This is a genomic window from Secundilactobacillus angelensis, assembly GCF_012641075.1.
Taxonomy (GTDB): Bacteria; Bacillota; Bacilli; order Lactobacillales; family Lactobacillaceae; genus Secundilactobacillus; species Secundilactobacillus angelensis.
In genome coordinates, this window is sequence record NZ_JAAXLJ010000002.1 from 16,197 (window position 1) to 36,305 (window position 20,109).

General features: G+C 41.3%; 16 protein-coding genes. 4 read left to right on the plus strand and 12 right to left on the minus strand.

Translation table 11 applies throughout. The features are described 5' to 3' along the window. Window positions 1-58 precede the first annotated feature (58 nt). Entirely contained in the window at window positions 59-652 is a 594-nt protein-coding gene (locus HC026_RS00945) for a recombinase family protein (RefSeq protein ID WP_168924111.1), read from the plus strand. Window positions 653-1,157: 505 nt separating this feature from the next. Here HC026_RS00945 and HC026_RS00950 read toward each other — a convergent pair. Both HC026_RS00950 and HC026_RS00955 read right to left on the minus strand, forming a co-directional pair. After that, window positions 1,158-1,910: a competence protein ComK gene (locus HC026_RS00950; protein WP_168924112.1), complete on the minus strand. Its 753-nt coding sequence runs from the start codon at window positions 1,908-1,910 to the stop codon at window positions 1,158-1,160. A gap of 887 nt (window positions 1,911-2,797) precedes the next feature. Continuing rightward, window positions 2,798-2,887, minus strand: coding sequence for a type I toxin-antitoxin system Fst family toxin (locus HC026_RS00955; RefSeq protein ID WP_168924113.1), 90 nt, complete (start codon window positions 2,885-2,887; stop codon window positions 2,798-2,800). Window positions 2,888-3,622: 735 nt separating this feature from the next. On the opposite strand from HC026_RS00955, the gene HC026_RS00960 reads away from it, so the two are divergent. Next, window positions 3,623-4,351, plus strand: a complete 729-nt coding sequence (locus HC026_RS00960; RefSeq protein WP_168924114.1) for a DUF4145 domain-containing protein — start codon at window positions 3,623-3,625, stop codon at window positions 4,349-4,351. A gap of 275 nt (window positions 4,352-4,626) precedes the next feature. Then, on the plus strand, window positions 4,627-5,535 hold the full coding sequence (locus HC026_RS00965) for an Abi family protein (protein WP_232843554.1): 909 nt from the start codon (window positions 4,627-4,629) through the stop codon (window positions 5,533-5,535). A 221-nt stretch (window positions 5,536-5,756) separates the two neighbouring features. Here HC026_RS00965 and HC026_RS00970 read toward each other — a convergent pair whose 3' ends face one another. The 10 genes from HC026_RS00970 to HC026_RS01015 all read right to left on the minus strand — a co-directional run bounded on the left by HC026_RS00970 (window position 5,757) and on the right by HC026_RS01015 (window position 18,295). Next, a complete protein-coding gene (locus HC026_RS00970; protein ID WP_168924115.1) occupies window positions 5,757-6,005 on the minus strand; it encodes a DUF2628 domain-containing protein in 249 nt (82 codons plus the stop codon). 46 nt (window positions 6,006-6,051) lie between these two features. Then, complete coding sequence (locus tag HC026_RS00975) at window positions 6,052-6,321, minus strand: type II toxin-antitoxin system RelB/DinJ family antitoxin (protein WP_168924116.1); 270 nt, start codon at window positions 6,319-6,321, stop codon at window positions 6,052-6,054. Between the two features lie 378 nt (window positions 6,322-6,699). Continuing rightward, window positions 6,700-7,242 carry a hypothetical protein gene (locus tag HC026_RS00980; protein WP_168924117.1) on the minus strand — a complete coding sequence of 181 codons (543 nt, stop codon included), beginning with the start codon at window positions 7,240-7,242 and terminating at the stop codon, window positions 6,700-6,702. A 150-nt stretch (window positions 7,243-7,392) separates the two neighbouring features. Then, complete coding sequence (locus tag HC026_RS00985) at window positions 7,393-8,808, minus strand: SEFIR domain-containing protein (RefSeq protein ID WP_168924118.1); 1,416 nt, start codon at window positions 8,806-8,808, stop codon at window positions 7,393-7,395. Window positions 8,809-8,856: 48 nt separating this feature from the next. Then, a complete protein-coding gene (locus HC026_RS00990; protein ID WP_168924119.1) occupies window positions 8,857-11,085 on the minus strand; it encodes a S8 family peptidase in 2,229 nt (742 codons plus the stop codon). Next, window positions 11,078-12,124 (minus strand): ATP-binding protein, encoded by a 1,047-nt coding sequence (locus HC026_RS00995; protein ID WP_168924120.1) that lies wholly within the window; start codon window positions 12,122-12,124, stop codon window positions 11,078-11,080. Before HC026_RS00995 ends, HC026_RS00990 begins: the two co-directional genes overlap by 8 nt. A gap of 186 nt (window positions 12,125-12,310) precedes the next feature. After that, the gene (locus tag HC026_RS01000; RefSeq protein WP_408640959.1) at window positions 12,311-13,225 is read right to left on the minus strand and encodes a DNA/RNA non-specific endonuclease; all 915 of its coding nucleotides are present in this window, start codon (window positions 13,223-13,225) and stop codon (window positions 12,311-12,313) included. Window positions 13,226-13,571: 346 nt separating this feature from the next. Next, a complete protein-coding gene (glyS, locus tag HC026_RS01005; protein WP_168924121.1) occupies window positions 13,572-15,644 on the minus strand; it encodes a glycine--tRNA ligase subunit beta in 2,073 nt (690 codons plus the stop codon). Further along, on the minus strand, window positions 15,644-16,570 hold the full coding sequence (gene glyQ, locus HC026_RS01010; RefSeq protein ID WP_168924122.1) for a glycine--tRNA ligase subunit alpha: 927 nt from the start codon (window positions 16,568-16,570) through the stop codon (window positions 15,644-15,646). The genes glyS and glyQ overlap by 1 nt, the downstream gene beginning before the upstream one ends. Before the next feature lie 315 nt (window positions 16,571-16,885). Further along, on the minus strand, window positions 16,886-18,295 hold the full coding sequence (locus HC026_RS01015; protein ID WP_168924123.1) for an MFS transporter: 1,410 nt from the start codon (window positions 18,293-18,295) through the stop codon (window positions 16,886-16,888). 346 nt (window positions 18,296-18,641) lie between these two features. Here HC026_RS01015 and HC026_RS01020 point away from each other — a divergent pair, with 346 nt between their 5' ends. Beyond that, on the plus strand, window positions 18,642-20,063 hold the full coding sequence (locus HC026_RS01020) for an NAD-dependent succinate-semialdehyde dehydrogenase (RefSeq protein ID WP_168924124.1): 1,422 nt from the start codon (window positions 18,642-18,644) through the stop codon (window positions 20,061-20,063). The last annotated feature ends 46 nt before the right edge of the window (window positions 20,064-20,109 follow it).

The following is a 20,109-nucleotide window of genomic DNA, read 5'->3' on the forward strand; positions in this document are numbered from 1 at the left end:
TATAAAATTTGAAGTGAGGCCATTGGGTCTCACTTCATTTTTTGTAGGAGGATTTTTCATGATATACGGTTATGCGCGCGTCAGTACTAAAGACCAAAACCTTGCTCGGCAGATCCAAGCATTGTCCGATTTGGGCGTTGATAGAATATTCAAAGAAAAGGCTTCAGGGTCTAATCTATCCCGGCCAATCTTAAAGAAACTGCTAGCGTTATTAAAGCCAGATGATGTGATCAAAGTCCTTAGTCTGGATCGACTAGGCCGCAATGCAAATGACGTGACCAATGTGATCATCGAAATCCGAAGTAAAGGCGCCAACATTGACTTTCTGGACATCCCATCATACGAAGATGTTCGAGATGAAAACACCCGCAACTTACTCAGTTCAATTACCATTGAACTGCAGAAATACCTGGCAGCTGAGGAGCGCAAAAAGATCCTTGAGCGCCAACGTCAAGGTATCGCACTCGCTAAGCTAAGGGGCGTCTATCAAGGACGGCCTATTCTTTATGGGCCAAACGTCTCAAACTCGGATAGAAGGAAAACTTACTTTGAAATCAAACGTTTATTAAAAGCTGACACCCCCGTCCGCAGGATTCAACAGCTCACGGGAAGAAGTATCACCCTGATTCAGCGCATCAAGAGAGAGTTGTAATTCGCTTTGTAAGAGTTAAAAAATTATAAATATTGTTTATGGGGTTAATCTTTCTATGATTCATATTTGTAATTATGTTTATATAAGTGTTTTAAATATCCACTTTGCTTTATAAATAATCATATTTTCAGATGTGTCCCATCTGGCGCGGGTTGTACATTTATGTATCCGGTGCTATATTGCTATTGAGTTTAGCGAACTAGAAATTCTATCTCGGGGGAGGAAGAAATTGCTAGGAAAACTGCTAGTTTACTGAACAACTTGCAAAGAAGTTTTTGTATGTTTATGGGTGTACCCTAAAAAGTTATGCGCTTATTTTGCCCTTAATCAAATCTTAATATTTATACAATCGAAAAAAGTTTCACCATTTTTTTCAATTTTTACTAAATTTTTGGGATTTGTAGAGTTCTCCCGGCTTATACGTCAGTAATTTCGCTGTGGATGTCAATTACTAGACAGGTAAAATTTGACTGTTGATAATGACTTGCCCAGAGATATACATTAATCAGAACTCGGTTTCCGGAATCTGATCATATTGTTGCTTGTTGAGTTCCTTATCGACCTGCTCGTGGAACTCCAGGAAACCGACTTTTTGTAACACTTGTGCCCGCTTCAGCCGATCTTCTTCCACGATGGCTTTCTTCAAGTCTGCTGGGCTGAGTCGGAACTCCTTGTCGTCTAGGATGGGACACATGAGGATTAGCTTCTGCCTGAAGTAACTGGCGATCTGCTTGCACCTCTTTTGCCGGTGTCGAATGGCAAATTCGGATAGTTGCCATTCCAGCACCATCTGATTAGCGACTACCACCCTGCTGACATTATCGAAGTGGTACCAAAAGTCGCGGCGGTGATGCCAGCGAAACCAGCTCCGATTCTCGGATATGCGCTGATTCATCGGCATGAGCCAAAAGTCTTGGCAGATGAACGGTACCGACTTTTTGATCCCCAGTGCCCGGCCGGCGGTGCGCCTGATATCGTTATAGAAGTCGACAGCGAAGGTTTCTCGCAGGCGCTTCATCATCTGGCAAGTGGTTGTCCTGGCCTTGATGATGCGCTGATTATCATAGATGACGATCGTGTTATGAATGTCTTGGGTTTCGATCTTGTTGATCAGGGCGACCACGTGGTGCCAGTCTGGTACGAAGATCAGGTCTTCATTGCTGACGACCACGTCTGCAAGTTCCAGCTTCTCTGGTACCAGGTACCCTTGCTCTTCGACTTTTGCGCGGCATTCCGGCGTAAGGTCCATATAGTGCATCTGTGTTGTTTCCTCCTACGGAAGTTTTATATTTGTTACTCGTGCATAGTAACCCACATTTGCCTGAATTGTAAGTGAAACGAATCGGGTGAGTTGGACGCTGGGTACCCTGTTACGTCGGCATTTATAAGGTGTGCGGTATGGCAGATTGGGCGGTGGTTTATACCCTTGGTTATGGTTGGCTAGTTAGTATTGGACTAGACCACATGGTGTGCCTGTTCGCCCTTTTGCTTACTGGTTAGTTGCCATTTAAAGACTCACATTTTACGACTTGGGTCTTTTGGTAGGCTTATTTTGGCTGTAATTTGTTAAAAGTTTTTTTAACTTTTTAATGTTTGGGACTGGATCGTGGCAGATGCCCCTTTATTTTCCTTGATGAGATATTTTGCGGCTTCCGAGTGATATAACTTGGGATATTATTGGTCACATGCTATACTGCCTGCGTAGTCGAAAGACTACTACTCGTTGATTGTCGAAAGACAACCTCTGTTTGACGTCGTTCTAGTGCTTGCTAGATACGAAAGCACTTCGGTCCATCTCACCGAGGCGTTTTTTTAGTGGGCTCATTTAGTGCTCGTTGCGTCTATCCTACGACCGTCAGGGCGTTTCCCCTCACTTGTCACCTAGGATGACTGGCATTGAAAGTCTGGTGGCTTTCGTCGATCGACTGAAATTGGACGGCCATCATGCTGCCAATTTGACGCGGTGTTTGACTGAAACCATTGGCCATTGATGAGTACGTTTCGTCTGGGCTGTTGCTTGACTTGGTTTATTTCTCTGGTAGAATAAGAGATGAATAAACGTTGTCATTGATGACACAAGAAAAGAGAGCCGGTGCTGGCTCTCTTTTTTGGTGCCTTTCGCTGGTTTTCATCGCCCGTTGCCTGCTAGTGTTTTCGGCCCAGCCAATTAGCGAATAACGCTACAAGGATGCCAGATATCACACTAGCAAGGATCGTTAGAATAAACGCTGTCATTAATAACACCCCCCTTCTCCGTAATCAGATGTGCATTGCTTTGAAAGTCGGGCAAGCGTAGTAGTCTATAGAACTTGGGTGGCTGATACAAGATTTGAGGGGAAATTGACACAATGGGGGTAATTATTGTGGAGAATACAAACATTACATTTAGTATTGAGCACGCAGATTTAAATATCCAACCTACTCATCTTTCGGAGGAGGAAAAGCAACGTATTATTGACGCATCAGCGGCTGAGATATTTGGGCAACCCGTCGTACGGGACATACTACGAGAACTTTCTAAGCTTTAATGTCGCCAAAATGCCGATGGTGAAAACGACCTCACTCCTTTGATAGGAATGAGGCCGTTTTTTAGTGTTTACGGTTATATTTAAACAATTCACTATCTTTGTCCCTATTTGGTGATTGGGGTATTTCAGGGGAACATATGTGCTAGAATGATAGCTGGAATAATACAAGGTTGAGGATATACTCCAACCAAGAGTAGTAACTTAAATTCAACCTAATCTATAAGAGTAAACAATTTGGGTGAAGAGCGTATGTAACTTACGAACTAAAGTACTACATTACACTTTTATTTACTTACTTGGGAAAACATTCTTATAAAGTCTCCAAAAGCGGAAATTTTACCACATAAATCACTAAATCATAATATTACTTGAAAGTTCTTTTATTAATACTCAAAAGAATCTTCCATCGGAAAACTATTTCAATATGTAAGGAGAGTTTATTTTGTCACAAACACCATTCATTACTAATTACCCCAAAACTAGCATCGTTGAAATTAAATCACCCAATTATGGTCAAATTGACTGTTCAATTGAAGTTCCTAATTACTGTGCATTTGAAAATCTTCCTAGTAATTTTTCCGACATACACCACGGTACAATTGAGGAATTTGTCGATAACTATAGTCAATCAACATATCACTTCCCTATACTATATGAATGTAATTCGTGTCATGCATTTTTTGTATTAGACTACTTTTTCAATAGTTTAGATAGTTCTGTGACAACGAACATTGCACCGTATGATTATGATTTCGGCCATTATGAATACAACTTCGATGAATTAATTGCAGACGTATCCCCAAGGTTTAAAAGTATTTATTTACAAACTGAAATGGCTGAACAAAAGGACCTTTCCGAAATCGATGAGTTTGGTTATAGAAAGGCACTTGAATTTCTTGTAAAGGATTATTTAATAAAATACACTCATGAAACAGATGAGAATATTGGGGATCTCCCTTTGGGAGCATGCATAAAAAAATTAGATTCTAAAGACCTAGAAATAACTGCCACTATTGCATCATGGATAGGCAATGATGGCACGCATTATGTACAGAAGAATCCTGAGCTGACTATAAGCGATGAAAAGAACTACCTTGAGGCTGTGGTGGCTTTTATTACTTACAAAGTTCGAGCGCAGAAAGCTCGTGACTACAAAAAATCACATTCCTAGATTAGGAATTCACTCACAGCAGTCCGTTTAGGTAACCCATTGATTCAAATTACTATTACAACGACAAAGTAGATGAACTACCTCCACCTTGTATTACAATTAGCCTGTACATCATTGCAAATAATTCAGTAAGAAGTTTACAAAAGCGGGAACGCTACACCTGTACTTCTCGGAAACCTTTTGGTTGAAAGATAATTAAGCTGCTAAAAAAGTAAATAGCTCGACTCAATTCAATCGTGATCCGCATATTTTCTGGGTCTGAAAGGAAACTTACATTGACATTAAAAGAAATAAAGCCTATGTATTCAACCACCATGCTCATTGCACACATGAAACAAAAAGGAATTAAGTTCAACATTGCAAGTGAAGATGATGCTCGCTTAATGCTTGAACAAAAGAATTATTACTTTAAGCTCACTTCGTACCGTAAAAACTTCCCTAAAATCGATGATCAATATCAAAACTTGGACTTTGCCTATTTAACTGATCTTGCTTCAATTGATATGCAATTACGCGAATACCTACTAAATCTTTCACTAGATATTGAACACGGCATTAAAGTTAAATTAATGTCATTAATTTCAAATGATCCCTCAGAGGACGGTTACTCAATCGTTCAAGATTTTAAAGCAGCAAACGAGCAGAGCTACCAAAAAACTATTAGCTACTTAAAAAAGAATCGGTATCTTCACGATTTATATGAAAAGCATCATGCCGAACCGTCTATTTGGGTTTTTTTTGAAGTTATGACCTTGGGAACGTTGTCTATGTTCGTTGATTTCTACGTAAAACGTTCCCCTGTAAAAGCTGTTAAAAGGATTCATAAATTTCTGAAATTCACCAAAAACATCCGTAATGCGTGCGCACATAACAACCCCCTTTTAGTCAATTTATTCAGTGAACGTGAATTTCTCAGACAGCCATCGGCTCCAGTTAAAAGTGCTTCAAATACAATAGGAATCTCTTCACAATATTTGAATGATTTAAAGGTTAATGACTTAGTTTCTTTATTCTATTTACATCAAACATTACAAAGTCCTGCTTTAGGTAAACACCGTGTTCACCAAGGAAAACGACTGATAAACAGATTCCATCGACATAGTGATTGGTATGCAGACAATGTCAATATCACAACTTTTATTAAAATACTTACCGTTTTGGTTGACTACATTGATTGCAACTAGTAACATGTGAATTAAGGAAAAGACGGTTCGACCGTTTGCTAACTAAGGTACTGCTGAACGTTAGTTATTGAAAAGGCTAGCTGACGTATTTATACGTTGGCTGGTCTTTTAATTTACCCATAATTAAAAAGCCTGAAAAGTATTTTACATTTGTTGATCTTTTCGTGCTGAAAAACAAAAAGTCTTCTAACCTATGTAGGTCAGAAGACTTCATTATCAGATTATACTTTAATATGTGACTTTTCCCTCACTGCAGCTTTAGCAAGCTGGTGCTTCTTGCGCTCATTCAGCCAAAGCAAAATGAAGAATATTCCACTGCTGATGCCCCAAGCAATACCCGTTATCAGCGATAGCCAAAGCGGGTGAAAAAAGATGGTGATCATCATTAGAATAAACGCAACAGAATTAAATCTGTCATTAATTTTGTTCCATTTGTCGTATGGGGCAATCCATACCTTTGCAGTTTTCATTATTCGTCATCGGCTTTCAGAGATTTAGTGGTCGTCACGGTCTACATTAAATATGATCTTCCAACTGTTTAATGGCGTCAAATTGAGTCAAATTACGGATATGCAGTGCATCAGTACGGGCTTCATCAACATCGTCTGGAATCAGAGTCGACTTGTCGAGTGGCCATGAGTTGTTGATGACCGTTTGCGCTAAGAACATATTAACTGCCGTGCTCAGATCAAGCCCCAGCGCAGCATAGATTTTCTGAGCTTCTTCTTTTGTTTGCTTATCCACTCGTACGTCTATCCGAGCATTCTTATTCTTTGGTTTGAACATGTCAGCACCTCATGGATTATTTTAGTATATGTGCGCTTACTATACATAATATAAGCAAATTACTGGTGACATAAATTTCAGAAACTAAGTTAATTTGCAGTGATTCTGGATAGATGATGAATACTTAATTTAAAAATACAAAGGAGTCTCTTATATGATCAAGAATAATTAAAATAAGTTAAAATTTCAAATCCATGGGAAAACGGGTAATATGATAACTTTAATTTCATCAAAGATTTTGAGATGGTTGTTGGTATGGGTAATACATTCAGGTGTTAAGTTCTCATAATTTAATGCTAATTACAAAAAAACAACACTTTACAATCTGAAGTGCTGTTTTTAACTTAAGAAATTACGGAATTACAATCAATGATTTTATTATATTTGTGATCGTACTTTTTCCAGTGATTCTATCAAGTCTAGCCCCATGTCGCCATCAAATTCCCAATTAGTTCTTGAGACAGTCTGTTTGTCATTTGTTTTTAGCTCATTAATGCTTTCATCAAGCGAATTCACCGAATTATCAGCAACTTTTTGGTAGCTAATTGATTGATCCCAAATTGGTTTTTCAAAATGCTTTTGATTTCTTATTCGAAGATAATTTAACGTAAACAAATATTTTCGTAACAAAAATACACTTTCAGATTGTTCAGTCACAAATTGCCTATCAATTATCATTTCCCTAGTATCAAAATTTTGTCTTATACAGGCTTCTCTTATTCTAAGATTCAGTTGTCCACGAATAGTTTCTATCGCTTGCACGACGTCTGTAACTTTATCAATTTTGTTATCAAACTTTTCTTTTTTATTCCTTTTTTCCGCAAGTTTATTATTCATCCATGGTGCAAAAAGCCCAGTAACAGCTAGTGCTACTGTGAATGAAATACCCCCAGTAATAAAATAGTTCAATAAATTATTCATCTTTATTTTCCTTTCTTAAAAAAGTCACTCTACGTTGAACGGATAATGAGAAATTTCAATAAATTCAGTTTTCTTAGCGACTTTCAACTTCAAAAGAACATGAGAATTCACCCAGTACGATTTGCTGAAGTAACTTTTACTTTGTAACTGTTAATACATTTTATTACTGTCATATTCACTAAGCGCTGGAACTCCAGTAAAATTACCGAAGCGAGTAAATTCGTTATACTCCTTAGCTGCTTCTAACTCTTCTTTACTTAAACCAGTGAGTGATAACAATATATTCATATTTTCTGACATGTCTAAGTTATCGAGCAGTGGGAAGTCCGGAACTGGTACCCACACATCCCCAATTTGAATTTTAGGAATCCATGTCCTCGAAACCGAATCATCACGGTGAAAGCGTAACCTTCCAATATAAAATAGTAAGATATCTGCTGACCACAATTGATTATTATCCGATTTATTTCTTTGGGACAGTAGTTCGCCCTCAGGACTTAGAAATGGCTGTTTGAGACTCGAGTTATGATCATAGATACTCATCGACGGTTTGTTTAAGGCTTCAAAATTAACCTTATAATTCGAGCTCTTATACTTGATTTCAACTAAATACTTCAGCTTGTCCCATTGACGCTGTTTTATCAATTCACCGCAAACAATCAAGAATTGCTCTAATAAGATAAACTTAATAGCGTCAAATCTTTCTTCTGGGTTATGAGGTTTATCAATGAATTCATTTACCTTGCTAAAATATTCAGCCAGATAGGCAATATCCGCTTCACCACTTCTGATATATAGCCGCACGCATTCCTTAAACTTTTCTTCTACCGAATCAAAACTGGCTAACTTATCCATCACCATCTGGTAAATTTCTTCTTTTGAGTGCCATTCCTTAGTAATATCACACTGTTTTACCAGCTTAAGCAGTTCTGAAATAAATTCATTCTCAAATAAGTTGGCCAAACGGTGCGGTGTGTCAACGTAACTGTTGATTAACGTTGCGGCCCTTCTAAGTGGATAGTCATTTGCTTCATGGTTAAGAATTTTTTCTGGTACCGGTCCAAGCATGGGCTTTTCGATTACCGTTTGATCATAGATAACATTGACTAGCTCCTCGAACATTTCTGCATGTTTCTGGGGATTGGAAAAATCGAGGTAAAATTTTGAACTCAGAAAAGTTGGAATGCAAGCTTGTTGATTCTCATCGAGCTCCTTTAAGATTGGAATATACTTTCTTGGGGAAGTTCGCTTATATATCTCGGGGGTTAATATTTGCGTCTCTGTGCCCACACCACCTTGACGATTATTAGCTTTTTCTTTGTACTGTTTATCACACACAATTAACACTTTGTCTATGGATTTATCATTAACCTCCTTCTCCATATATACATACATATCATCGCCTTTCTGTAAATCCCAGAAGTCAACGGCTACATCAATTCCGTTATTTACCAGTTCTTTGGCAAGAGCATTGACCCATGCTTTACTTGACCAAGAATAGGAAATAAACACCTTTTTTCGAGGATATGCTTGTTTAGCTGGTTCAACTACATTTTCTTTTTCCATTTAATTCTCCTATCCAGTAAATTTAGCAACTATATATGCTCAAAACTGTTACTCCAAATCAATATCCTCTTCCGCCTGGTTATAAACTTCAACCCGGTTCTCAACATCGATGCGATTAACCAGCCAGCCTTTTAAGCTGGCTTGCTGAATAAAATCGTCAATGCGGTTTACCCCATTCATTTCCTTAAGTGTGATAACAATGCCGAATCGAGTGTGTTCACCATCGCGATTATCCAAACGTTCCTTAGTTTTTACACTAATTGCCCACATTGGGTTGTCATAAACTTTCTTGGGCCGTGGATTTGACTTCAATGTTTCACTGACATGTTTGACGTTATCCCATTTTCTGAAGAGTTTACGGGCATCTTCTTCTTTAATACGACTATTAATTTCAGTTTGGGTGTTTTGATTGATGTCGTTGATTGTAGATTTGTTATTAATTCGGCCAAATTTGAAATCAAACTCGGTATTGGTATAATCTACACCTTGATTGCGAGAGCACTTTGGAAAGTAACAAAGTGTGGCTTTCGCATTAAACGGTTGTTTATCGTTAACGACAGGCACAGGTAAATCATACGTATAGGTATCCCACATTTCCGAAACACCTTCGATGACAAATTTGATTTCATCGTCTTTACTATGCAGGACATCCTCAATTCTGACTGGAACCACGCCATTACCGCGTAGGCTGAGTGTCTCAAAATCCGTTTCATTTTCCCAGCCGATTGCTGCGTCAATCAACAGTGCTTTAGCAACTTCCCGGCTAAGACCTAATATATCGATCATATAGGCCATCTTTCTGGCAATCCACGGTGCTGAGAAAGAAGTTCCAGAAACCAAGGCCTCACCATAAGAGTTGACTGTCCGCATTGGGTTTATCTGATCACCACCGTAATAACTGGCATCCGGCTTGGTAAAGAACGACAATACAATGCCTTCTCGGGAATATTTTTCAGGTAACTTATCCATACCTACTGAATTAACCACTACTGAGTTGATTGAATCAGCTGGTGCACCAATTCGTCGCATCTCTTCTTCTGGATTTTTATTGGTTCCTGCAATGACGAAAATCACGTTATGTTCGTACTGGATTTTATCCAGAATAGCTCCTTCAGCTGAAATAAAGTTTTGATTGACCTCGGCATTGGACCCTAACGACAAATTCCAAACGTGAATTTCGGGATTCTCAATTACTGCGCTTTGAATGGCTTTGACTACCGAAAACGAGCTGAATTGACGGTGGGTTGAAACCCCGAAATGCTTAACTTTAAATCGGCCGCAACCATCATCCAGCTCTGGGTTTAAAGTCGGACCATCAACAATAATCGAACTGACTTCCGTACCATGTCGATAATCATCTGGCTCACGAGGAATACTAGGATCTAACAAGTCCTTATAACTAACCCACTGATTAAAGTAGACATTTTCATCGAATAATGTGTCGATAACACCAATTGTTGGTTCATCACTTGGTGCCGGAATCTGAGCCGTTGGCTGTTCATTTGTATCACTAAAATCACTAGGAGCTAGTTCAGACATATCCTCAGTGGACATCGAAATTAAATAAGGTGCCTGCTGCATCAAAACACTTAGTGAATCTCGATCTAAGAGCACGGTTTGGTCATCCAACATACGACTGTTGTAAACCTTGATTCCTAATTCCCCTAGCAGTGAAATAGCATTTTTACCTGTGTCGTACAATGTAATAATTGCACTTTGTTCAGTTGAAATATCGGCTTCTTCTACGTCAAAGCGTTCAACATAATAGGCGTCTACAACATAGTCCCGAAACTTCGATTTGGAGATATCGTACCGACTAAAATCAATCTGTTTGTAGGTATCATCTTTATTAAAAACGTCTGCAGTAGCTTTCCCGGCAAAGTGATCATCCAAAACTTTCACTGTTTCACGGGCGTAATCAATAGTCTGATTAACATCTTCAGCAGATACAAAGTATGTGATGATGTGTCTTTTATTTCCATCGGTATTTTTACCAAACTTAGCACCGACAATCTTAGAGTTAGCTGATATCCCTTGGCCAAAAAAAGCTTGAAGCCTATTTGATTTGGCAGCTATTTTAGTATAGTAGGCACTGATCAGCATCTTCGGTAGAACATCTTGTTTTGCCCAATATTCCTTCATCTGCTCCAAGTCGTTAATGAGTGATAAAATGCGTTTCGTGTCGACTGACTGTTTCGCCGGTAATTGTGAGGCTCCAGGACGACTATTATTTTTACGCTGCTTAAATTTTCCCTTTAGAGTTAAAACATCATTCATTTTCTGTTCCTCTTAATTCTCTAGCAACTTGGCTTTTTGAAGTGCCAGTCAATACTCCAATTTCTCTCACAGTAAAACCTTCATCTTTTAAGTCAACCATGCTAATTTGATCAACCTGATGAGTGTCCTTGTATATTCTGATAAGATAATCAAACGGCTTGCTAGGATCACTAAATGCTAGTGCCACTTTAATGATATTTTTTAATTCACCTGGATTGGGAAGCTTTTTAGCTGTATCAAGTATCTTTCTGAACAGTTTTGTATCTCTGCCAGCTTCCTTAAAGCTCTTAAGATCATTTGTGAGTAATACCTCTGCCACCTCTAGCAAATCTGATTTTGAGTAACGATCAAAACTGATGACTGTATCAAAACGGCGTCTAAACGCCCTATCCAGCTTATTGTACAAGTTAGTGGTGGCGATAATGACCACGTCACTATTGACGTTATCCAAGGCTTTCAACATGCTGGAAGTTGCCCGGCCCATTTCCCGGATATCGTTATTATTTACTCGATCCAATGCGATTGCATCAATTTCATCAAACAGAATTACGGCATTTGAAGGGTTAGGCATCCGATTGATTTCATTAAAGACAATTGCGATATTTTTAGCTGTCTGTCCCATCTTGCTATCGATCAATTGATTGAAATCAACCAAGTAAAGTGAACGGTTCAGCAATCTCGCAACCTGTTTGGCAGACTCAGTCTTACCAGTACCTGGTTCACCTTCAAAGAGAAATTTATTAATTCCAACACGATGATTTACAGCATTGATAATCCCCTTAATGTCCTCAGCAATTAAAGTCGGCAATGGTAAGGAAGAAGTCCCAACATCCACCGCGTTAACAAACTGACTTTCAAACGTAACCGATTGAGGCACAAAAGTATTCACATCAGACAGAAATGACATGACATATTCAGCTAGTTGATGATCGCCATTTTCATCAAAGCTTCTAGCAATATCATTGGCAGTTGCCCGAAACTGAATTTCGTCCTTGTCATAGTGATACTGGATTAATTTGATTATGTCCCTTTTCTTCATCTCCATCACCTCTCTAAAAGAGTAACACGGTCTGGGACAAAAAACAATAATTTGGGACAAAGGATACAAAAAAGCATCCAGAATGTTGAAAATTCTGGATGCCATTTTACGTAAAATCTCGTTATGAACCTGATACTTTTCTAAGCGAACTACTCAACCCAAAATTGGAGCCTATTGATTAAAGGTTCAGGCAGCCTTACTGGTACCCGTCCGATAATTCAGCCGAAAACCTGGTTGAACGTTAAAGATATAGACGTTGAACCGAATCGCACGGCTACCAATTGATTCAGCTTGCATCTCTACCCCGTTTGCTAACAAGTTATTACCAGCAAATACCGGTTTAACTTCGTAGCGGACGTAATGTGACCGGCTGCTTCGTAAATAGCTAGCCACCTGATTTTCATACTTTTCCATACCGGGAGCGTTCAGTGATCGGGTCCCCGTCATGAGATTTTTCAGATTGTTATTTTGACCCGTGAGTTGATAGCCAATTAAGTGACTTCGGTTGTAAAGCCAACCACCATGACCATGTTTATTGTGCCAGCCGGTAGGGTTAACGTATAACGGTTGCCGTTCAGTATGTGGCATCAGCCGTTTGTTCAACATCGCATCCGCCGTAGTCACCCTGTTTAACCGATCCAAATTACCATAATGTTGCCAAGCACCCTTCTTAATGCTCAATCGGTTTAACTTTGGCTGATTATGGTTAATGATCACGATCTGCTGCCCGTGATAGTTGAGCTTTTGCAGTCCTGAAGCACTGGCTTTAGCCTGCTTGATATGTTTAACGGATACTCGTTTAACAACTGGCCGACGCTTAACGTGACGATGATGCGTCGACTTATGGTGAGCAGTGGCTTGATCCGTTGCAGCTAGCGTCAAGCCCCTACGTTTAGCGGTTTGCAAACTAACCTTAAATACTTTTCGGGCTCGGTTTAGTCCACGGTTATGCCGATGATAAAAATAATGCTTACCTGTCCTTGTGACGTAAACCATCGTGGCTGCATTGGCATTGCTTGGTTCTCCAGTAACGCTTACTGGTACTGCTAAAATTGTGACGGCCACAATCAATGACAGTACCGTCTTGAACACTTTCGACATTTTATCTTCTCCCAAACAGACGAGTAATAATCCGTTATTATTAAATTAGTAACTGATTAATTATACAAGTCATGATATGTTGGGGTCAATCTTAAATGTGTTTAAACTATAACTATTTATCTATGCAAGTGTTTTAATTTTAGCGTACGCCAGATCAGTAACTTTACCTTTATGGAACCAAAGCCAAAATTTCCACAACAAAAAACCAGCCTGAGCCTCCGCCGCTCAAGCTGGTATTTGATTTCAGTTTCATTAATAGCGTATCTTAATTATATCACTTTTGACCTTATTGTCGAGTAACACGGCCAGACTGGGCTAGCCGGGCCTTAGACCAATTGAGCATCAACTACTTAACGATTAATTGGTTAAGATCGCCAAGGCGTAAGATCAAGTCAGACAGCTGGCTTAACTGGCTAAGACGGTTATTCTTAACGGCTTCATCATCCGCCATGACCATGGTTGCTTCAAAGTAATCATTGATCACTGGCTTCAGGGCTGCTAAGGCGTTGTAGTAAGCCGGAATATCTAATTCTGAGGCTTGCTTTGCAACTTGATCCACAGCATCGTGAAGCTTGGGTTCACTATCATTATCAAACAAGCTGGTATCAACCGCTGTTACTTTGGCCTTATCTGCCTTTTGAGCAATCCGCAGAACCCGAGTCAATGCTTCGATGGTGCCCTTGAAATCATCATCGTTTTGGTGATCAGTCAGCACTTGAGCAACCGTGAAGTTATCCAGTAAGTCGGTGTTGGGTCCGCCAATAACGGCGTCCACAATATCATGTTTAACCTTCTCACCGAGCAACGTCACTTTGATCCGGTCACGCAAGAAGTCACCAACCGCTTTGATTTGAGCCTTTTGATCCAAATCAGGGGCCACGTTAGCGCTCACTTCAGCGTCAATAGCGTCTGCCACCATTTCCTGATTGAAGTGCCACTTGTTGGTGCGGATAATCCGCACGATACCGGTAGCCTGACGACGCAGTGCGTAAGGATCGTTAGAACCGCTTGGAATCATCTCAGCTGCGAAGAACGTCAGAATACTGTCGATCTTATCAGCAATGGCTAAAACCGCACCAACGGTTGATTCTGGTAAATCACCATCGGCTGAAATTGGCATGTAATGTTCGCGGATTGCTTGAGCAACCACTGGGTTTTCGCCGTTTAATAAGGCGTACTTCTCACCCATGACCCCTTGTAATTCCGCAAATTCGCCGACCATCCCGGTCACTAAGTCGAACTTGTAGATGTGCGCTGCCCGGACGAGATCTTTGATCTGGGTATCATTCAAGCCAAGCTTTTGACCTAGATTAGCGGCGATCACAGCGACCCGCTGCATCTTGTCATACATGGTGCTGATCTTATCGTGGAAGCTAACTGTCTTCAGTCGTTCAACGTAGTCGTCAATCGTCTGCTTTTGATCTTCTTCATAGAAGAACATCGCATCAGACAAACGGGCAGCCAGCACACGTTCGTTACCAGCAATCACGTTTTGAATGTGATCAGCGTTCCCGTTACGAACGGAAACAAAGTGCGGCAATAATTTACCGTTTTGATCCAGCACGTAGAAGAACCGTTGGTGATCACGCATTGAAGTAATCAGCACTTCGTCTGGAATCTTGAGGTACTTTTCATCAAAACCGCCAGCAAAAGCAGTTGGCCATTCAACTAGGTTAGTCACTTCTTCCAGCAGATCTGGATTTAATTTGATCACCCAGTTATGATCCGCAGCCAGCTTTTCGATTTGCTTTTGAATCTCTGCCTTACGCTTCTTAGCGTCGGCAATCACAAATTCGCTGGTTAAAGCGGCTTCGTAATCGGCAGCTTGCGCTAATGTAATGGTCTTACCCAAGAACCGGTGACCGCGAGTTTCCCGGTCAGTCGTCACGTCCAAGATCTTAAATGGAATGACTTTGTCATCTAACAGTGCAACCAGCCACTTGATGGGACGGATATATTCAAAGTGATAACTGCCCCACTTCATCATCGTTGGGAAAGTCATGCCGGTAATGACGTCCTTCAAACCAGCTAAGACTGATTCCACGGGCTGACCAGCAATGTGTTTTTGAACGTAGACGTATTCGGTTCCCTTTAATTCCTTAAAGGTAATGTCGTCCACCGTGACCCCTTGGCCACGAGTAAATCCTTGAGCAGCTTTCGACCAATTACCCTCTTTATCCAAGGCAATTTTCTTAGCTGGTCCCTTGACTTCTTCATCGATATCAGGCTGCTTGTTAGCTAAACCGCTAATTTGAACGGCTAACCGGCGTGGCGTTGAAAACGACTTGATGTCATCAAAGCTAATCCGTTGTTCTTTGAGGTACTTCTTGGTTTTTTGAACTAATTGCTGGATGCTTGGCGTCACAACGTGAGCGGGCATCTCTTCCAAACCAATTTCAAGTAAAAATGTATGTGCCATTACTTCTTGTCCTCCCCGTCTGCTAATAATGCTTGCCGTTTTTCTTCATCCTTGATCAACGGGAAGCCAAATTCCTTCCGTTTAGCGACAAAGGCTCTGGCAACACTGTGCGCCATCCGACGAATCCGAGAAAGGTAACCGGCCCGTTCAGTAACGGAAACGGCACCCCGGGCATCTAACAGGTTAAAGGTGTGTGAACACTTCAAGATGTAGTCGTATGCTGGGTGAACCAGACCATTCGCAATCTGCTTTTTAGCTTCAGCTTCGTAGTCGTCAAACATCTGCAGCAGCATTTCTTGGTTGCTCTTTTCAAAACTGTAAGTTGAATGTTCGATTTCGGGTTCACGGAAAATATCGCCGTACATGACACCGTCGCCCCATTCCAAGTCGAAGACACTGTCAACGTCTTGGATGTATGAAGCTAGCCGTTCGAGACCATAGGTGATTTCTGAAGTGACGGGATCTACTTCTAGACCACCAACTATTTGGAAGTAAGTGAATTGTGAGACTTCCATCCCATCAAGCCATACTTCCCAACCAACACCGGCACAGCCCATTGATGGGTTTTCCCAGTTATCTTCAACGAAGCGAATATCGTGTTCCAAGGGATCAATACCCAATTCCTTTAAACTGTTTAAATATAAGTCCTGAATGTTTTCTGGTGACGGCTTCATGACCACTTGGAACTGGTGGTGTTGGTACAACCGGTTAGGGTTTTCAGCGTACCGGCCATCCGCTGGCCGCCGTGATGGTTCTACATAAGCCGCGTTCCAAGGTTCTGGGCCGATTGCCCGCAAAAAGGTGTAAGGGCTCATGGTCCCGGCACCCTTTTCGGTATCGTAAGCCTGCATCAGCATGCAGCCCTGTGCGGACCAATATTGCTGCAAGGTCAAGATAATTTGTTGCATTGACAATTTCTTGGTCAAAATGAATATCCTCCTATTGTGTGATGGCAATGACGAGGGACAAACGGCACAAAAAAACGTCCCAATGTAGTCTTGTAGACCTACATAGGGACGAAAGTTTATTTTCGCGGTTCCACCCTACTTCTGGGAATCTCCCAGCAGCTTCGTTTGCGCCAGCTCTAAAAGTGCCAATTGGTTCACGATTACTCCGGCTTTCACCTATCCCGAAGTCGCTGTTTAACCGTTGAACCAACCCTCTTTTTTCATTGCCGATCACTATTCAATTCCTCATTATTCTAAGCGTCTACAAAATAAAAGTCAATCGGGATTGCAGAATTACTTTAAGTCTAATTCGCCCTGCTTTAGCGAAAGCAAGATGGCCAGCACAATAAAAATGAACGATCCGGTAAACGCCACGTGCATCCCGGTAATAAATAGTTGTGGCTGACTCGGCAGATACGTGGTGACCTTAGTGTGAGCAATGAAGCTCATCACGCTGAACAGCACCGTGGTCGACAGCGCGGTCCCCGAAACCATGCCGACGTTTCGCGCCAGCGCATTAATACTACCAGCGCTGCCCAGCTGATCCTTATCCACCACTGACATGACAATATCACTGTTTGGTGACTGGAATAAACCGGTCCCCGTCGCCATGATCACCGTAATGATTCCGTAAACCCACAGCGAACTGTGGAGGTCCAAAAACCAGTATCCAAGCTGTGACAGCGCCACGGTACTGAGTCCCAGCGTGACAATTTTTGCTGGATTAAACCGGTCAGCTAGCACGCCGCCGATCGGTCCAGCAATCATCGTGACAACTGGGAAAATAATCATGAGTAATCCTGCCTGACCAGCACTTAATCCACGCGCGTCCTCAAGATAAAATGGCATGAGTACTACGGTGAAAAAATTGGATAAGAAAATTAAAACAGCAGCACCAACGCCATAGGAGAATGGTTTAATTTTGAAAATACTCAACGGCATCAATGGTGTCGTGCTGCGACGCTCCGCCCGAATGAACCAGATGATTGAAAGCAACGCAATCACGTAACCGGCCAGTGGTACGGGCTTGAAGTAGCCCACCTCTTGGCCCCAAAAAATTGCTAGAAATAAACTGACGATCAGTAGTGCAAAGGAAACCGAACCCGGCCAATCAATTTTTTTATCTGCTGATTCCGGTGTGGATTTGGGCAGTACAATTTGACCCAGAATAATCGCAAAGATTCCCAGTGGAACGTTGATCCAAAAGATATAGCCCCAACTAAAATGTGACAGGACTAATCCACCAACACCTGGACCAGCAACTGCACCAAAGGACACGAAAGTTCCAATCAACCCCATCGCTTTGCCCCGCTCCTTCAAATTAAAGGTCGCGGTGGTAATGCCATAAGTGTTTGATAAAGTCATTGCGGAGCCGATTCCTTGGATCACCCGACCTAAAATCAGGAACTCGAAGGTCCACTGAAGTCCTGAGATGAAGGAACCGAGAATAAAAATGGCAGTCCCAATACGAAAGATTTTAATTTTGCCGTACATATCACCTAATTTACCGAAAAATAGCAATAATGCGCTTACCACGATCAAATAAATGGACACTACCCATTCAATTTTATTCATGGGAATGACCAGCTGTTTTGCCATCACCGGCATGGCAACGTTAACGATACTGGAATCCAAATTGCTCATAAAGGCAAAGATTCCAATTGAAAGCAGTATCCACCACCGGCGTGGCTGAGTGTCACTCATTTTAACAACCCCCAATCTACTCTTATTGCGTTGATTATAACTGGTATTTGAGGTTGAGGGTGAATTAAAGCTCACCTTGAGACCGACATCTTCGTATGAACTATACCAATTAATTTCATTCTATCTATTGCTTGAGTAAACCATTTAACGTTGATTAGTTATATTGTGAAATATTTTTAGTGTGTTTTAATTGTCATAAAGCCATTTTGTATTTAAAATCACAAGCTAAAGAATTGTAAGCGACTACAATAAAGCGTATTTTTAAATCGTATCAAAGGCCTTATCCATGGATAACCAATTTTATTTATGACTAGTTTTCTTACGAACTAGAAGGAGGAATTTTCAAATGGCTTATGCAACTATTAATCCTTACAACAATGAAGTCGTCAAAGAATATCCTTATGCTACTGAAGACGAATTACAGGCTGCGTTAGCAACTGGCCACGCGCTTTATAAGCAAAACCGGAAACAGCCAGTCGCAGAGCGAGCCGCTATTTTACACAACGTTGCCGCTAAGTTACGTGAGCATTCCGCAGAATTGGCACGCGCCTGCACGATCGACATGGGTAAACTGCTTCGCGAATCCGAAGGTGAAGTTGAACTGGTTGCCATTATCGCCGACTGGTTTGCTGATCACGGTGAGGCAATCCTGACACCTGAAAAAATCGAGACTATCGCTACTGGTCAAGCTGAAATTCGCCATTCAGCAACCGGTATCGTCATGATGGTAGAACCGTGGAACTTCCCATACTACCAAATCATGCGGGTCTTCGCGCCAAACTTTATCGTAGGTAACCCAATGATTTTAAAGCACGCTGCTAACACACCAACTAGTGCTCAAATGTTTGCTGATATTGTGGCTGAAGCTGGCGCACCAGCAGGTTCATTGACTAACCTGTTTCTGTCATATGATCAAGTTACTGAAGCTATTGAAGATCCACGGGTTCAAGGTGTTGCTTTGACTGGTTCAGAACGTGGCGGTACTGCCGTTGCGGAAGCAGCTGGTAAGAACTTGAAAAAGAATACCATGGAACTTGGCGGGATGGATCCATTTATCGTTCTAGGTGATGCTAACATGGATGATGTCATTGATATTGCATGGCGCGCCCGTCTTTATAACACCGGTCAAGTATGTACGTCATCCAAACGGTTTATTGTGATGGACAACGTTTACGACCAGTTCGTGGACGGCTTAAAAGAGAAATTTAGTAAAGTGGTTCCTGGTGATCCACTAGACCCCGCAACTTCACTGGCCCCAATGAACCGCGAAAAGGCGAGAGTTAAACTACAGAAACAAGTTGACGACGCCATCGCTGCTGGTGCGACACTGGTTTATGGTAACGAACCAATCGACTTACCAGGCCAATTCTTCATGCCAACCATTTTGACCGACATCGACAAGAATAATCCTGCTTACTCAGAAGAAATGTTTGGTCCGGTTGCTGCCGTTTACAAAGTTCATTCAGAAGAAGAAGCCATTGAATTGGCTAACGACAACCCTTATGGTCTGGGTGGAATCGTCTTTGCTGGCGATGCTGACCACGGTGCAGAAGTTGCCGCCCAAATCGAAACTGGAATGGTCTTTGTTAACAACTTCATGGTGACGCTCCCAGAATTACCATTTGGTGGTGTTAAACTATCTGGTTACGGCCGCGAAATGAGTCACATCGGTGAAATGGCCTTCGTCAACGAGCAACTGATTGTTAAGACCGACAAGCCTAATATGGACAACGTCGCTGGTGGGTTAGTTGCAACTGACCCAGCTTAAAAAAGTATTTTGCCATTAAAAAACGCCTGCAGTTGAAAAATTGCAG

Bases quoted from the DNA above. Each gene is read 5' to 3' on its own strand.
- HC026_RS00995 (WP_168924120.1), bottom strand. From the start codon at position 12,124: ATGAAGAAAAGGGACATAATCAAATTAATCCAGTATCACTATGACAAG.
- glyS (WP_168924121.1), bottom strand. From the start codon at position 15,644: ATGGCACATACATTTTTACTTGAAATTGGTTTGGAAGAGATGCCCGCT.
- HC026_RS00970 (WP_168924115.1), bottom strand. From the start codon at position 6,005: ATGAAAACTGCAAAGGTATGGATTGCCCCATACGACAAATGGAACAAA.
- HC026_RS00975 (WP_168924116.1), bottom strand. From the start codon at position 6,321: ATGTTCAAACCAAAGAATAAGAATGCTCGGATAGACGTACGAGTGGAT.
- HC026_RS00990 (WP_168924119.1), bottom strand. From the start codon at position 11,085: ATGAATGATGTTTTAACTCTAAAGGGAAAATTTAAGCAGCGTAAAAAT.
- HC026_RS00950 (WP_168924112.1), bottom strand. From the start codon at position 1,910: ATGCACTATATGGACCTTACGCCGGAATGCCGCGCAAAAGTCGAAGAG.
- HC026_RS00980 (WP_168924117.1), bottom strand. From the start codon at position 7,242: ATGAATAATTTATTGAACTATTTTATTACTGGGGGTATTTCATTCACA.
- HC026_RS00985 (WP_168924118.1), bottom strand. From the start codon at position 8,808: ATGGAAAAAGAAAATGTAGTTGAACCAGCTAAACAAGCATATCCTCGA.
- HC026_RS01015 (WP_168924123.1), bottom strand. From the start codon at position 18,295: ATGAGTGACACTCAGCCACGCCGGTGGTGGATACTGCTTTCAATTGGA.
- HC026_RS00945 (WP_168924111.1), top strand. From the start codon at position 59: ATGATATACGGTTATGCGCGCGTCAGTACTAAAGACCAAAACCTTGCT.
- HC026_RS01000 (WP_408640959.1), bottom strand. From the start codon at position 13,225: ATGTCGAAAGTGTTCAAGACGGTACTGTCATTGATTGTGGCCGTCACA.
- HC026_RS00955 (WP_168924113.1), bottom strand. From the start codon at position 2,887: ATGACAGCGTTTATTCTAACGATCCTTGCTAGTGTGATATCTGGCATC.
- HC026_RS01020 (WP_168924124.1), top strand. From the start codon at position 18,642: ATGGCTTATGCAACTATTAATCCTTACAACAATGAAGTCGTCAAAGAA.